This window comes from Nostoc sp. TCL26-01 (genome assembly GCF_013393945.1).
Taxonomy (GTDB): Bacteria; Cyanobacteriota; Cyanobacteriia; order Cyanobacteriales; family Nostocaceae; genus Trichormus.
Genome location: NZ_CP040297.1, coordinates 3,403,946 through 3,418,978 on the forward strand (window position 1 = coordinate 3,403,946; position 15,033 = coordinate 3,418,978).

Genomic DNA, 15,033 nt, shown 5'->3' on the forward strand with positions numbered 1-15,033 from the left:
TTCACCCAAGCTACGCCTGACTACCCCTGACCGCATCGATAAAGTTGATAGGGAATGCCTATGCGGTAATGTTGTTTGGGATCTATTTGACAAATATTTTGCTCAGATAATGTTAGCTGTTGGAGATAATCGCGTCTCCTCAAACCTGGGGCGACTATCCATAAATTTAGTGGTGATGTTGCTGATGTAGATAGTCGGGAAAACTTTTTCCAAAAACTAGATATATCAGGAGCTTTCTGTAAAAAAGCTAAACTGTCAGCTTGAGAATTTTTACCTCTAGCTTGGTCTAATGCTAGGGCAAAACTGAGTCCTAATGCTACATCTTGATAATTATCATATGCTACTACTAATATGATTGGCAAGGATGGTGATAAATTCATTTTTTGAGCGACTTGTTCAGGTTGAAAAGGCTTTTGAAAGGCTAAATCAGTCACAACAAAAATACTACTCAATAAACTAACTAAGATAAAAATTAATATTAACTTTTGACCTTTAAAACTTGACTTTTCCCTGGTGCTAAGACTGGCTGCTAGCAAAGCACAAAAACCGGGATAGTAAACAAAACTATAGCGAGGAATAGCTGTAATATCCTTACCTGATAAATAAGCGATCGCTAATAATTCCAACAACACAAAACCTGTAAAACTCAAAAGTGTAAATGTTGCTAAACTGGCCGTATTATTTAACCATAATTTCTTTAATCCTCTGAAGATTTTACTCCCTGCCCAGATGGCAAATATTACCATCACAAGTCCACAAATGACTGTAATAATTAAAGGCTGGTTTTCTACAGGTAAAGTGATAACCATCAATACCCAATTAATTAGAGTTTGATATAAAGGAGCTAGAAAATTAGTGGGAGGCAACCAGCTAGTTTCTGAACGTCGGGCATGACTGATAGTAATGACTATCCAAGGCAGAAAACTCAACACCACTGCACTAGTAGATATGATTATGGCTAGCCAAATTTGATGTTTTTTGATTAATTGAGATTTGCCCCAGTAAATGAGGATAATTAAAGTAGCAACTTCCGCAATGAAAGCTAAAATACAAAAGTAGTGGACATAAAAACCCAAAGTATTGACAACTACCCACAAGAACCATACCCAAAATTTCCAGCGTCCTTGAGCAATATCCCGTTGAATCTGCACCAATCCCACTAAGGATAAATTTATCAGTAGCATGGGTAATGTGTAGTGTCTTGCTTCTTGAGAAAGGTACACCGCAAAAGGCGATACTGCCATCAACCAGGCCGCAATCATGCCTGATTGAGCCGAAAAAGCGATACGATTGAGGGTATACATAGCAGCGATCGCTCCTACACCAAACAAAGCCGGAAGCGATCGCAATTTCCTCACCCAATCATCCCCTAAAGGCATTAACCACCCCAACCAACGGTACATCCCACAAAAAAATAACGGTGGATGGGTAGATTGCTTTGCCAGATTATCAGCAATTTGTGGACAACTAACCCCAGAATGGAAAGTAAAAATTTCCTGCACATTTTGTAAGGGAAAAGCCACATCCAACGGTACATCCTGGTAATTTTTCCCTAAACTAAAGATGGCAGTAATTACCTCATCCATCCACAAAGGTTTTAAGTCTAGATGCCAAAACCGCAAAATAATACCAACGGGAATGATGCAAATTAGTGCCAAATAATGTAAATGCTTTTGATTATTTTTCATTCTGGAGATATTAGTCATCTATTCATAATTTAAAATAGAGAACCTATAGCTAAATACTTTAAATACAGGTAGCCAAAATAAATCATATCTGGTTGTTGGCAAATAGATTAAAAATCAAAAATTTAAATCTGTAATTCTGATATGTCTGACGTTAATTTTACTGCGACCGTACCACTAACTAGTCCCCAGACTCCACAAATGTCATCGGCGGCGATTTTGCAGGAGAAAATTGCGGCGATTTGCCAAAATCTGCGTCCCGGACAAAGACAAATGGCTGATTGGCAATCAGGGCCACTGGCGGTGTCGGCTGTACCTGGTGCAGGTAAGTCTACAGGTATGGCAGCAGCCGCAGCAATTGCGATCGCTAGGCAATATCAACTAGCATTAGCATCACGCCCATCTTCTCGTCGTCAATTGGTGGTAGTCACTTTCACTCGGTCTGCGGCTGCGAATATTAAGTTAAAAATCCGGGACTATCTCAAGCAATTATCTTTACCACAAATAGGTTTTGCTGTCTATACCTTACATGGTCTGGCGTTGAATATTGCCAGCCGTCATCCGCAGTTATCAGGTTTAGAGTTAGAAAATGTCACCTTAATCACTCCCAATCAAAGCCACCGCTTTATTCGCACAGCTGTAGAACAATGGATTACTAACCATCCCCGACTTTATTTGCAGTTATTAGAAGGACAGCAATTTGACGGTGAAGAAACAGAGAGATTACGCCGTCAGTCAGCATTGCGAACGGAAGTTTTACCAGACTTAGCCACTACCGTCATTCACGAAGCTAAAAGTTCGGGGATTTCCCCAGCCAAACTCCGAGAATGGAGCGAACAAACCACCGACGCTTATGAGATTTTAACTGTAGCGGCGGGATTATATGAACAGTATCAAAACTTAATGCGATCGCGTGATTTCATTGACTACGATGACATGATTTTAGCTGCCTTGCGCGTCCTAGAAAACGATAGCGCCCGCAGGATTGAGCAAAACCAAGTTTTCGCAGTCTTTGAAGACGAAGCCCAGGATTCTAGCCCTTTACAGACACAATTGTTAGAGATTTTGGCAAGTGATAAAGTTGAGGAACAAGGGGAAAATCCCTTCTCTCCATCCCTCACTCCCTCACTCCCTCACTCCCTCACTCCGTTATTCAACCTAGTCCGAGTCGGTGATCCCAACCAAGCCATTAACTCGACCTTTACCCCAGCTGATCCGATTTATTTTCGGGAATTTTGCCAAGAGTGCGATCGCTCTGGCAGACTAGCAACAATGGATCAAGCTGGGCGTAGTGCTGAGACAATTATTGCTGCTGCTAATTTTGTGCTGGAATGGGTGAATGGTTTTTATGGCGCGAAAAATCAAAAGTCACCTCATCAAATCGTTTCCACACCCTTTAGTCTGCAAAAAATTCGTCCCGTCCATCAAACCAGCGTTAACCCAGCCCAAGTCGGAAGAGGATTAGAGCTACATACTCCCCGTGATATTTATCACACAATTGAACTACTCGCTCAAAGGGTAGTTGAGTTATTCGGTGCAGATATGACAAAAAATGCGGCTGTGCTGGTGCGAGAGAATCGCCAGGGACGTTGGTTAGCAGAAGCCCTTGCACCTGTATGTAAAGAGCATGATATTATCCTGTTTGATGTAGGAGAAAGCGATCGCCGTTCTCATGTTCCTCAAGAGATATTAGCATTATTGCAGTTTTGCGATCGCCCCCATTCTCCCGATTATCTCAAAGCCGCCTTAGAAGTCTTAGTCAAGCGGCAATTAATTCCCACCCAAGACTTGAACGTCCTAGCTAGTCTACCAGAAGAATTTATCTATCCTGGGCCGCTAGCTCCACCCCCAGCAGAGCCAGTACAAAAAGCCTCTCATCTGTGTCGTAGTTTACTCCGCGCTCGTTTAGAACTACCTCTATATCAAATCATTTCCTTCCTAGCTTTAACACTAAATTACGACCAAGCCGAACTTGCCACAGCTGATAAACTCTCAGAACGGGTAAATCAACAAATCGCTGGGAATAACTCAATGGGGGAAATGCTCTCAGTTTTGAGTGAAATAGTCAATTCCGAAAGGTTTGAACCAGTGGAAACAGACGACGCAGAAGCTCGCTACACCCGCAATGGGCAATTGACGATTATTACTATGCACAAAGCCAAAGGGCTAGACTGGAATTATGTTTTTCTCCCCTTCCTCCATGAAAACTTAATTCCTGGACGGTTTTGGGTTCCTCCTCAAAGTCAGTTTTTAGGTGACTTTACCTTATCAGAAGTGGCTCGCGCCCAAATTCGCGCAGCCCTCCACGGCGAAACTGAAATCCCAGAAGTAACACCAGCGTGGGAACAAGCCAAGCACCTGAAAACGGCTGAGGAATATCGTTTACTTTATGTAGCCATGACACGAGCAAAACAGCTATTGTGGATGTCGGCAGCACAAAAAGCACCATTTACCTGGAGTAAACCAGAAAATTTACAAGAACAAGCTCCTTGTCCAGCCTTTTTTGCCTTAAAACGCCAATTCCCTGAAAATGTGGTGTCTTCGTCCTCATAGTCATTACTATTGGCAGTTCCACAAATGAACCACCAATATCTAACCGAGCATTTTGCCCAAAAATGATGCCACTAGGAGTAAAAATAAATTATGACCTTTTTCAATACCATTAAAAATTACCTATATCTAGTTTTAAGTTAGTATTGCCATTTGAGGTGTTATTAATCACATGATTAACTTTTAGTCACCCCCGCACAGGTTAATGATTGTTGTACAAAAGCCGGAGACTTAGAAGCAACTAACTCGATTTTGCCTTGACCATTACGATGCCAAGAAGTAGCTTGGATAATAGCTTTTGGAGAGTGAGGAATTTGTGCTGTGGCTGTGCGAGTTTGGCGGAATGCAGAGAGATCACGGATATCAGACCAAGAGCGTAGGTGTAGCCCGTCGTAGACATCGCTCGTCACTTGTTGAGTAGGATTTTGCGGTACACCACCCCGTCCCGTAGCGACAAAACTACTACCACTATTTGCAGAACAACCTGTAGCAATAAGCTTAGATGGATCGATGACATTCTCTGATAATTGCACTAAACCAGAGTTGGGGTCAACGCCAAAATTATTGATATTTACCGTACCGCTTACCCCAAATTGAGAACTGGCAGTGATATCATTTTCTGGAGTCGATTGAATCCGATATTTCAAACCAAAAATACCCTGAGTATTAATGTTAATATTACCGCCTTGACCTTGAAAAGCATTGGCAACAATGTCACTATTCTCTAAGCCGAGAACAATTGGTGAATTGATCGCAATGTTGCCGCCGTTACCTGTGCCACCTGCGGTTGCAGTCAAGTTGCTACCATGACGCATAATTAAAATATTATTTTGCAGATTAATGCTGCCACCCTCACCGGATTTAGTCGTGGCTATAATACTACCAGTGCGATCGAGGGAAATCTGATCTGCATTGATATCAAGGTTACCAGCATTGCCAATTCCTTGATGGTCAACTCCCACAATAGCACCATCCGTAATTTGCAAATCCGAGGTGTTGATGATCAGGTTACCTGAGTTGCCAGTGGGAAAAGCCGGTAAATTAAATATATTCTGAAAGGCGAGCGAAAGTATTTCTGCTCTAGCACCTATGCGGCTAGGGGTTCCAGAGATTGCTCCCCTGCCATGTACTGTAATATTAGGCACATTAACCACCAAAGAACCAGCATCACCCAGCCCTAATGTCGTATTTGAGACAGAACCACCATCCTGCACTACTAACTTAGGTGCATTGATGGTCAATTGACCAACATTTCCACGGTTTAACGTGGTCGCTAATAATGAACTAGGAACAAGGTAGCTTTCGCCTGTCACTTCAATCAGTTCCGAAGCATTGATCGTGCTATTACCTGCATTTCCAGTGCCGATACTAGCTGTGAGCAGCGTCGCACCCTCAAACACTTGCAATCGTCTGGTTTTGATTTGGACTTCCCCTCCTCTACCTCGGACAAAACTACCAGTTATGGCAGTGATCGAACTGTTAAGACCGGGATCGATAGATGATTTGCCTTGTAGTCGAATCAAATCGGTAACGTCTACAGAGACATTTCCCCCGACTGCAGCACCAAAATAGTAAGAGATAATTCTGGCTCCATCTTGCAACAATACCTGTGGTGCAGAAACTACCAAATCGCCTCCCATACCAGTGCCGATCGCAGTGGTCTGTAAATAAGTGTTAAAAAATCCATAAGTGCCAACTCCCTTTAGTTCCAATAACTCACTGGCTTTAACGATAATATCGCCTGAATCTTGATTCCCCTGACTGTTTAAGAGCGCCGCAGAACCATCATTGAGACTAATATTTCGCCCTTGGAACTGAATTGAACCAGCAGGTGTCCCACTACCATCAGCAAGGGCTTGATGCGAAAACCGGATATCCCCGAACTGCTGGACATTGGTATAGTCAAAGCTCCACATCGGTAAGTGAGTATTAAGATTAACCATACCGCTATTGACACTACTAAGTTCAATGTGGCCGGAGGGGGCAGTTAAGACACCGCCATCTAAACTGATCTCGCTCCCGATCAATGCTAGGGTATTGCCAAAGGAAACACTTAATCCAACGGGATTATTGCTCCGGACTGGGGGATTAAATCGACTAGGACCCAATCGGTGTCCAGTATTTTCGACAGTAATCTTTCCGGGGGTTTGCCCCATTTGCAATCCGATTGGCACACTCATTGTTAATAAAGGTGTTGCTCCAGGATTAGTTGCATTAAATTCTGTCCCATCGGCAAACTTAATCCTATTGGCAGTCGTTGCCACAAATGAACCACTAATATCTAACTTAGCATTTTGACCAAATACAATCCCGTTGGGATTCATTAAAAACAAACTGACGGGATTATTACTATTGAGAGTTTGAATTAAGCCATCAATATGAGAAATATTGCCACCCGTAACCCGACTAAATATAGTTGTAATATTCGGTGTGTTTTTTAAATCAAATCTCGCCGAGCTACCTGTCGGTACAGAAAAATTACTGAAGCTGTGAAATAAATTATTACCTTTTTCAATACCATTAATAATATTAAAATTGTTACCACTTTGGTTGACAGTGGTGTTGGTAGTACCATCGGATGTTACTTGAGCGATCGCCTCTCTCATCATCCCTAAATTTAATAACCCAGTTGCTAATATGAATAGAAAGGGTACGACTCTCATTACCAACAATTTCCTTTAGCTGATTTAAACTTAGAGTTCCCATTCAGAAGATGATTAACAACATGATTAACTGTTGGTAACAGCAGCACAGGTTAATGATGATTGCACCTGAGTTGGAGATTTTTCGGCAATTAACTCAATTTTTCCTTGGGCATTGCGATGCCAAGAAGTAGCTGAGATGAGAATCTGTGATTGTCCTAGTGTTTGTGCCGTCAGTTGATGAGTTTTTCTATATGCAGAGATGTTGCGGATATCTAACCAAGTGCTGCGGCGTAGCCCATCGTAGACATCGCTCCTCACATCTTGTGTGGGATTTTGTGGTATTCCACCTCGCCCTGTAGCGACAAAACTACTAGTATTATTATTAGAACAGCCTGTAGCAATTTGTTGTGATGAGTCTGTCAAATTTTCTGGCAATTCTATCAAGCCAGAATTAGGGTCAACACTGATATTATTGATTTGTACTGTACCACTGACACCAAACTGCGAACTAGCAGTAATATCGTTTTCAGCAGTCGGTTTTGGACGATATTGTAAGCCGATGGTTCCTTGTGTGGTGATTTGAATATTACCTCCACGTCCTTGGACTGCATTGGCAACAATGTCGCTGTTTTCTAGTCCCACAATGATGGGTGAATTGATGTTAAGGTTACCACCATTACCATTACCGCCTGCGGTGGCGGTGATTTGGCTGTTGTCGCGCAGATGCAATAACTTGCCAACTGCTAGGTTGATGTTACCCCCATTACCAGATGTAGTCTTTGCTTGGATGAAAGCTTGATTCTTTAATTCGATACTATCTGCGGCGAGGTTGATACTACCACCATTGCCACTACCATCGTTAGTAACGCTCACAGCTCCGCCATCTTTCACCGTCAGGTTTGATGTCGTGATGCTCACAGTACCTGCATTACCGATAGGTGTACCATAGAACACATTAAATCGTTTCTGTAATGTTGGGCTTAGGCTCACGACGGACGAGGTGATGCTGCTATTGCTGATGCCGCTATTATTTATTACTTGATTACTACCAATAATTTGGATGGATTCTGTGGCATTTATCTTGATATCTCCGCCATGACCGGCAGCAAACGAACTTGTCGTAATTGCTCCCCCATCTAGCAGATACAACCTAGCTGTATCCAGTGTGATGGTTTTGGCGTTTCCTAGACTGAAGGCAGTTGAGCTAATTCTAGTACCCATAGGTGCTGAGTTGCTTCCCTTGACGGTAGTGTCCATGTTGCGAATGACAACTTGACCACTGTCACCGCTACCACGAGATATGGAAGACAGCCCTGCACCATCGGATACTAGTAAACTATCGCCATTCACGAAGACATTACCTGCGTTTCCAGAACCGAAGGTACTAGTGTTAATTACGCTACCAGTTGAATTGATGGGCGAGAACCCAGATATCTCCAGCACTGAGGCATCCACCTGGACATTGCCACTGATAGCTGTTCCGTAAGTATTATTATTTAATGCTGCTCCCTGCTGAAGGCTGAATCGGGGAGTAATGACGCTGATGTTCCCACTTCTGCCAGGGCCTAAAGTTTCACTACGAATGCCGGTGAGTGTACCAGTCAGGTCGATTCCTACTGATGCCTGAAGATGTATGTTGCCACCAGGAAGATTACCGAAATTTTGTGCTAGTACTAGAGAGCTATCAGTAAGTTGAATGTGTTTACCCTGCACCTGAACGGAACCTGCATTTATTCCACTAACATTTAGTAGAGATTTCTGGGCAAGTTGAATGTCACCAAAAGTTTGTCCATTGTTATACTCCAGTGTATAACCTTGCGTGGTTGGCACGAGGCTAACTAACCCTGCCTCACCCAAACTACCCAATTCAATTCGTCCTTGTTCAGCAGTTAGATTTGCGCCATCTAAATTTAGAGTACCACCAAGCAAGGCCAGGGTTTTTCCAGGCTGTACCTGTAGTTGCGTGAGACTAGGAGTACGAGTGATAGGAGTCCGACTATTGCTAAGGGTTAAGGTATGCCCTGTACCTTGAACTTGTATTGGTGAGGGATGATTACCGATCTGCAAGCCAATGGGTACACTCATCGTTAACAACGGTAAAGTACCAGGATTGGTGGCACTAAACTCTGTGCGATCGCTAAACTTAATACTACTTGCTGTTGTCCCCACAAACGAACCGCTAATATTCAACGCAGCGTTTTGACCAAAGATAATCCCCGCCGGATTGATTAAAAATAAACTTACTGGGTTATTGCTATTTAGCGTCTGAATTAACCCATCAATATGAGAAAGATTGCCACCTGTTACCCGACTAAATATAGTTGTGATGTTTGATGTGTTGGTTAAATCAAAACTAGCAGAGCCACCTGTAGGCACTGAGAAATTACTGAAACTATGAAATAAATTATTACCTTTTTCAATACCGTTAAGTATATGAAAATTATTACCACTTTGATTGACAATAGTGTTAGTAGTACCATCAGATGCTACTTGAGCGTTGGCGCAGCCACTCGAAAGGAGTATCGCGTTCAGCATCAGTTCTGGAGTGAGTAACCCACTTATCACTATCAATATAAAGGGTACTACTTTCATCACCAACAATTTCCTTAACTAGATTTAAGGTTAGTGTTCCCTTTCAAGGGATGATTGAATACATATATATTGTTGAATCACCAGCTTTTTATTGTGTAAAAAAGCTGGTATTTTGATGTGGATAATTTATCGAACAGAATTCAGAAATCAAGAGTCAGAATGGGCTAAACGCCCCGCTACCGCTAACAGCATGAATTGGAGTCCCACACTTCGACCGACTCCGTACATCGCTGGGTGATAGCGTAGCGGTAGCGAGTCTGCGAGCGTCTGACTATTGGTTTAAAACCTTACTACGTCCCGCTACGCGCTTTCGTCCCTAGTCGGTGAAAAAAAATAAAATTTTCCGTAATATTTCTGATGACAATTGAATAATGATTTAGCATGAACGTTCGCTAAGTTTGAGATTCCCTATTAATGATGAGATTAAAAATGAACAGGTGTGTAGATTCTAACAGGCTGTTGTGGCGTTTTGTGCCTACTTTTAGCCGCTACAGCTTGACTATTTTGCTGAGTGTGGTGATTTTGGCTGAGTCTGTTGCTGCCCAATCAGGCATGATACATTTGCAGTTAGCACAACAGTCGAGAACAACGTCACAAAATGCCGAGGGACAAAGACTGTTACAGGAAGCGAGTAAACTATTAGAGCAAGGAACAGCAGAGTCGAGACAACAAGCGATCGCTAAATATGAGCAAGCCCTGAAAATCTGGAGAGAAACAGGCGATCGCAATTTTGAGGCTACCACACTTTTGAGCATTGGTACACTCTATTTAATTCAAGGTGGCAACCAAAAGGCTTTAGATTATTTTAATCAGGGACTCACCATTAGACGTGAACTCAAAGATCGTGTGGGCGAAGCGATTATGCTGTATTCTATTGCAGGTTCTCTAGCTAATTTGGGTGAGAGGACAAAAGCTGTCACATACTATAATCAAGCGCTAGCATTATTTCGGGACGAGAAAAAGCCGGATTTGGCAGCACAAACTCTCGTTAGTCTGGGTGGAGTTTACTTTAAGTTGGGTGATACTAAGCAATCTCTTGATGTTTTTAATCAAGCCCTAGCAATTCAACGAAATCAAAATAATCAGGATGGACAAGCTGATATTCTCCAAACCATCGGCTTAATTTACACTCAAGTCGGTGAATCAGCAAAAGCTTTAGATGCTCTCAATCAAGCATTACAAATTCAACAGCAAAGAAAAGATTTATTAGGACAAGCAAAAATACTGGATTCCCTGGGTATCCTTTACTTTTCCATTGGTGATTCAGAAAAAGCTTTTAACTCTTTAAATCAATCTTTAGCATTACAACGTCAAGTCCAAGGAACTCTTTCTGGCACAGCTTTAGTCTTTAATCTGACACAACAAGCCTCAACTTTCATGGTACTAGCTGGTGCTTATACTTCATCAGGTGAACCACAAAAAGCGGTAGATGCCTTTAAGCAAGCGATCGCACTTTTGCAAAAAGTCGGCAACCGCGATTTAGAAGCTGATGTTCTCAATCAAGTTAGTATTACTTATGATCAACTGGGAGAAAAACAGCAAGCACTTGATGCTTTAAATCAAGCTTTGAAACTGCAACGTACCACTAAGAATCGTGGTGGGGAAGCTTTCACGCTGGGTAACATTGCGGGTATTTATTCATCCTTGGCTGATTATCAGCAAGCGCTGAACTATTACAATCAAGCTCTAGATATTAGCCGTCAAATTAAAGACCTTCCTAGAGAAGGGGATATACTCAAAGATATTGCCTTGGTTTACAGTTTTTTAGGTGATTATCGGTTAAGTATTGAGACTTATCAACAGGCATTGAGTATATTTAAAAATACAGGCGATCGCGGTAAGGAAGCACAAGTCTTAGATAGTATCGGTACTGTCTACCGCATGAGCAAAGATTACTCAAAGGCATTATATCACTACAACGCCGCCTTAAAATTGTGGCGGGAACAAGGAAATTTATTGAGTGAATTTGCCACACTCACGGGCATATTTAGGACGCAAGAGTCACTAAAAGATTATCCCCAAGCACTGAATACAGCTAATCAGTTAGTCGCATTATCCCGTAAACAAAAAGGCAGTTTTACAGAAGCTACGGCACTTGTGTTTCTAGGTAGAGCATATCAAGCATCGGGTGATTATCAAAAAGCCCTTGAGGTTTCTCTCCAAGGTGCATCTGCACTAGAAAAATTAGGCAATATTAACGCCCAAGCTTCTGCTTTAAATAACATCGGCAAAACCTACAATTCATTAAAGCAACCCCAAAAAGCGATCGCCAGCTATAATCAAGAGTTAGAATTGCGGCGCATCTTGGGTGATAAAACTGGAGAAGCCGATACACTCTACAATCTTGCCATTACAGAACGCGATCGCCAAAACTTTAACGATGCGCGTAACTACATAGAAGCAACCATTAAAATCGTGGAAGATACACGTAGTAAAGTCACCAGCCCAGAACTACGCACTTCCTACTTTGCCACTGTCCAGAAATATTATCAGTTTTATATCGATCTCTTGATGCAGTTGCACAAACAAAATCCCTCCCAAGGATACGCCGCTACTGCACTGCACATTAGTGAACGTTCCCGCGCCAGGGGTTTAATTGAACTCTTAACCCAGGCGCAAGTCGATATTTACAAAGGGGTTGATCCTCAATTACTCTCACAAGAACGCCGTTTGCAATGGCAACTTGACGCGAGAGAAAAGAAACTGTCAGAGTTAGCCGATAAGAGTAATACTCGCCCGCAAGTAGCTGCTTTAAAAGAACAAATCAATAATCTTCTCCAGCAGCAAGAACAACTCAAGAACAAAATCCGCAATCAAAACCCTGAATATGCAGCGCTGAAATATCCTCAATCTCTCACCCTCAAAGAAATTCAGCAACAATTAGATCCAGATACTTTACTGCTAGAGTATTCCTTGGGTGAAGAACGTAGTTATCTTTGGGCTGTCACCAGCAATTCTCTCGATGCTTATGAACTTCCCCAACGAGAACAAATCGAGAAAGTTGCCAAGGATTTATACAACAATTACTTAAAAAATCCAGGGATGCAGGGAGTATCCCCAGCACAAACAGCTCAAGTTGCTAACTCTCTTAGCCAATTAATCCTTGCACCTGTCGCTGATAAATTGGCACAAAAACGCTTAGTCATTGTCGGTGATGGCACTTTGCAATACATTCCCTTTGCTGCCTTAACTTTACCCCAACCAGCCGCAGATCCCGCAAATTATCAACCATTGGTAGTCAACCACGAAATTATTAGTTTACCCTCCGCCTCGACTATCGCCATTCTGCGTCAGCAAACCCAAAAACGCGCCACACCACCAAAAACTCTAGCTATTCTAGCTGATCCTGTCTTCAGTGCCACAGATGAGCGTGTCGCCGGGAAAACCATCACCGTTGCATCTAACCCTAATTTACAATTACAAGAGTCTGTCCTCAAAAGGTCGTTAGATAATATTAATCGCAATCAAATCACCAGACTTAAAGGTACTCGCATCGAAGCCGAAGAAATTCTCAAATTAGTGCCATCGTCAGATAAATTGCCGGCTTTTGATTTTGATGCTAACTACGACTGGGTGACTAGCAAACAACTCAGTCAATACCGGATTTTGCATTTTGCCACCCACGGTTTTGTAGACAGCAATGATCCTGAATTATCAGGCATTGTCCTATCCTTATTTGACAAGCAAGGTAAACCCCAACGCGGATTTTTAAGACTGGGGGAAATCTTTAACCTCAACTTTCCGGCGGAATTAGTAGTTTTAAGTGCCTGTGAAACTGGATTAGGTGAAGAAGTCAAAGGAGAAGGCTTAGTAGGCTTGACAAGAGGGCTGATGTATGCAGGTGCAGAAAGAGTGGTAGTGTCTTTATGGAGCGTTGACGATGAGGCGACATCTTTATTAATGCGTCAATTCTACAGCGAAATGTTCCAACGTAAGTTATCTCCAGCCGCCGCCTTGAGAGCAGCACAACTCAAATTATGGCAACAAGAACAATGGCGTAATCCTTATTCTTGGTCTGGTTTTACCTTGTTGGGGGAATGGAGGTGATATGAGGGAACAGGGGATAGGTGACAGGTGACAGGTGACAGGTGACAAATCAATTCAAAATTAACAACTCTGGCTGTGTTTTAAAGGAGTAATGAGTGATGGAAAATGTGTGGAAATACCAAAGACTTATTTTTTCCTGGGTAACAATCATGAGTGTGGGTATTTTGACATCAGTATCGGCTCAAACCCAACCACAAAAAGACTTACCAAGCTTGACTACAGTCAAAAATCCGGCAGAATTCTCTCTAGAGAGCGATCGCCAACCTTTTTTACCTGCTAAACTAACCACATCAGACAAACCCAGTGAAGATAGAGCAATTATTGGCTCTGATAACCGTATCCCCATGACCAGTAGAAAATATCCTTGGTCAGCAGTCGGTAAAATAGAAGGTGTAGGTGATGATGGTGGCAACTATAGTTGCACAGGAACCTTAATCAGCGAAGATATAGTTTTAACCAATGCTCACTGCGTCGTCAATCCAGCCACAGGAAAAGTGAGTAAGGCGATCGCTTTTCTGCCAAACTTAGTTAACGGGGTAATTCGGGATAAAAATGACATAGCCTACGCCACCAAAGTTTATTACGGTACAGACTTTCCCAATAAAGAGAGCTTACAGGACTTTGTGGATGATTGGGCGATCGTCAAATTAGACAAACCCATTGGCAAAAAATATGGTTATTTAGGTTGGAAATCCTTACCCGCTTCTAGCCTAGTTGGTGATACACGCCGACTTGTTTTAGTCGGCTATTCCGGCGATTTTCCCAACCCCCAGCAACAAGGTTATGAAGCTTTCTCAGCTGGCAAGAGTAACACAGCCGGAGTTCATGTCGGGTGTAGTATTCTGCGTCAAAAAGATAACCTACTCTACCACAACTGCGATACAACTGGTGGTGCTTCTGGTGGGGCAATTATTAGTAAAATTGACGGCAAATATTACATCTTAGCCCTACATTCTGGTTGGAATCAAGTAAACGGATTAATCTTAAACCGTGCCGTAGAAATGTCTCGCCTAGATGAGTGGTTAAATCGCAATAGATAAAAATCCTATCTCTGTGTCTCTGTGCCTTTGTGGTTAAACATTTTTACCACAGAGACACAGAGGAATTTATCACTAGAAATTAGGACATTAAACTTACCGAGATTCAGTCCCTTGATTAGGACTACCAGCTACATTATCTTCCCCTGCTGATTCTGGTTTAGCTGTCTGTCTAGCATCAGACTCAGCAGCAGTACCAGTTTTGCGAATTTCTTCGTCTAAAGGAGTTTGATAACCACCAGATGCAGTAGCAGTCTTATCTTGAGTGTTTGGTTTTTGTTTCTTTTCTTCAGACATAGCTATAAAATCCTTTCTTTATGTTCGAGGCTATTTTAGAAAAATATTACTAGTGATTTTATCTATCTAAAATCTAGTTATTGCTGACTGATAACTCTATCGGAAGTATTGTTTAGGAATATTTATCTATGCTTCCATAAAATCATCAAAACAGCAGATTTAGCAAACAAATCTAGCTAG

At 42.2% G+C, this 15,033-nt stretch carries 7 protein-coding genes; 3 read left to right on the plus strand and 4 right to left on the minus strand.

The annotated features are described in order from the left end of the window. Window positions 1-20: 20 nt before the first annotated feature. Window positions 21-1,706 (minus strand): glycosyltransferase family 39 protein, encoded by a 1,686-nt coding sequence (locus tag FD725_RS14690; protein ID WP_256871619.1) that lies wholly within the window; start codon window positions 1,704-1,706, stop codon window positions 21-23. Window positions 1,707-1,829: 123 nt separating this feature from the next. On the opposite strand from FD725_RS14690, the gene FD725_RS14695 reads away from it, so the two are divergent. Continuing rightward, on the plus strand, window positions 1,830-4,238 hold the full coding sequence (locus tag FD725_RS14695) for an ATP-dependent helicase (RefSeq protein WP_179048799.1): 2,409 nt from the start codon (window positions 1,830-1,832) through the stop codon (window positions 4,236-4,238). A gap of 173 nt (window positions 4,239-4,411) precedes the next feature. Here FD725_RS14695 and FD725_RS14700 read toward each other — a convergent pair whose 3' ends face one another. Together FD725_RS14700 and FD725_RS14705 are read right to left on the minus strand one after the other, a co-directional pair. Then, window positions 4,412-6,898 (minus strand): S-layer family protein, encoded by a 2,487-nt coding sequence (locus FD725_RS14700; protein ID WP_179048800.1) that lies wholly within the window; start codon window positions 6,896-6,898, stop codon window positions 4,412-4,414. A 66-nt stretch (window positions 6,899-6,964) separates the two neighbouring features. After that, on the minus strand, window positions 6,965-9,472 hold the full coding sequence (locus FD725_RS14705) for an S-layer family protein (protein ID WP_179048801.1): 2,508 nt from the start codon (window positions 9,470-9,472) through the stop codon (window positions 6,965-6,967). A gap of 429 nt (window positions 9,473-9,901) precedes the next feature. Here FD725_RS14705 and FD725_RS14710 point away from each other — a divergent pair, with 429 nt between their 5' ends. Next, window positions 9,902-13,519 (plus strand): tetratricopeptide repeat protein, encoded by a 3,618-nt coding sequence (locus FD725_RS14710; protein WP_179048802.1) that lies wholly within the window; start codon window positions 9,902-9,904, stop codon window positions 13,517-13,519. Window positions 13,520-13,617: 98 nt separating this feature from the next. Further along, window positions 13,618-14,559 carry a serine protease gene (locus tag FD725_RS14715; RefSeq protein WP_179048803.1) on the plus strand — a complete coding sequence of 314 codons (942 nt, stop codon included), beginning with the start codon at window positions 13,618-13,620 and terminating at the stop codon, window positions 14,557-14,559. A 93-nt stretch (window positions 14,560-14,652) separates the two neighbouring features. On the opposite strand, the gene FD725_RS14720 is transcribed toward FD725_RS14715, so the two are convergent. Beyond that, the gene (locus tag FD725_RS14720) at window positions 14,653-14,853 is read right to left on the minus strand and encodes a hypothetical protein (RefSeq protein WP_179048804.1); all 201 of its coding nucleotides are present in this window, start codon (window positions 14,851-14,853) and stop codon (window positions 14,653-14,655) included. Window positions 14,854-15,033 lie beyond the last annotated feature (180 nt).

What these genes read in the sequence shown, in the direction of transcription:
- FD725_RS14690 (WP_256871619.1), bottom strand. Translation starts at nt 1,706, where the DNA reads ATGACTAATATCTCCAGAATGAAAAATAATCAAAAGCATTTACATTAT.
- FD725_RS14695 (WP_179048799.1), top strand. Translation starts at nt 1,830, where the DNA reads ATGTCTGACGTTAATTTTACTGCGACCGTACCACTAACTAGTCCCCAG.
- FD725_RS14700 (WP_179048800.1), bottom strand. Translation starts at nt 6,898, where the DNA reads ATGAGAGTCGTACCCTTTCTATTCATATTAGCAACTGGGTTATTAAAT.
- FD725_RS14705 (WP_179048801.1), bottom strand. Translation starts at nt 9,472, where the DNA reads ATGAAAGTAGTACCCTTTATATTGATAGTGATAAGTGGGTTACTCACT.
- FD725_RS14710 (WP_179048802.1), top strand. Translation starts at nt 9,902, where the DNA reads ATGAACAGGTGTGTAGATTCTAACAGGCTGTTGTGGCGTTTTGTGCCT.
- FD725_RS14715 (WP_179048803.1), top strand. Translation starts at nt 13,618, where the DNA reads ATGGAAAATGTGTGGAAATACCAAAGACTTATTTTTTCCTGGGTAACA.
- FD725_RS14720 (WP_179048804.1), bottom strand. Translation starts at nt 14,853, where the DNA reads ATGTCTGAAGAAAAGAAACAAAAACCAAACACTCAAGATAAGACTGCT.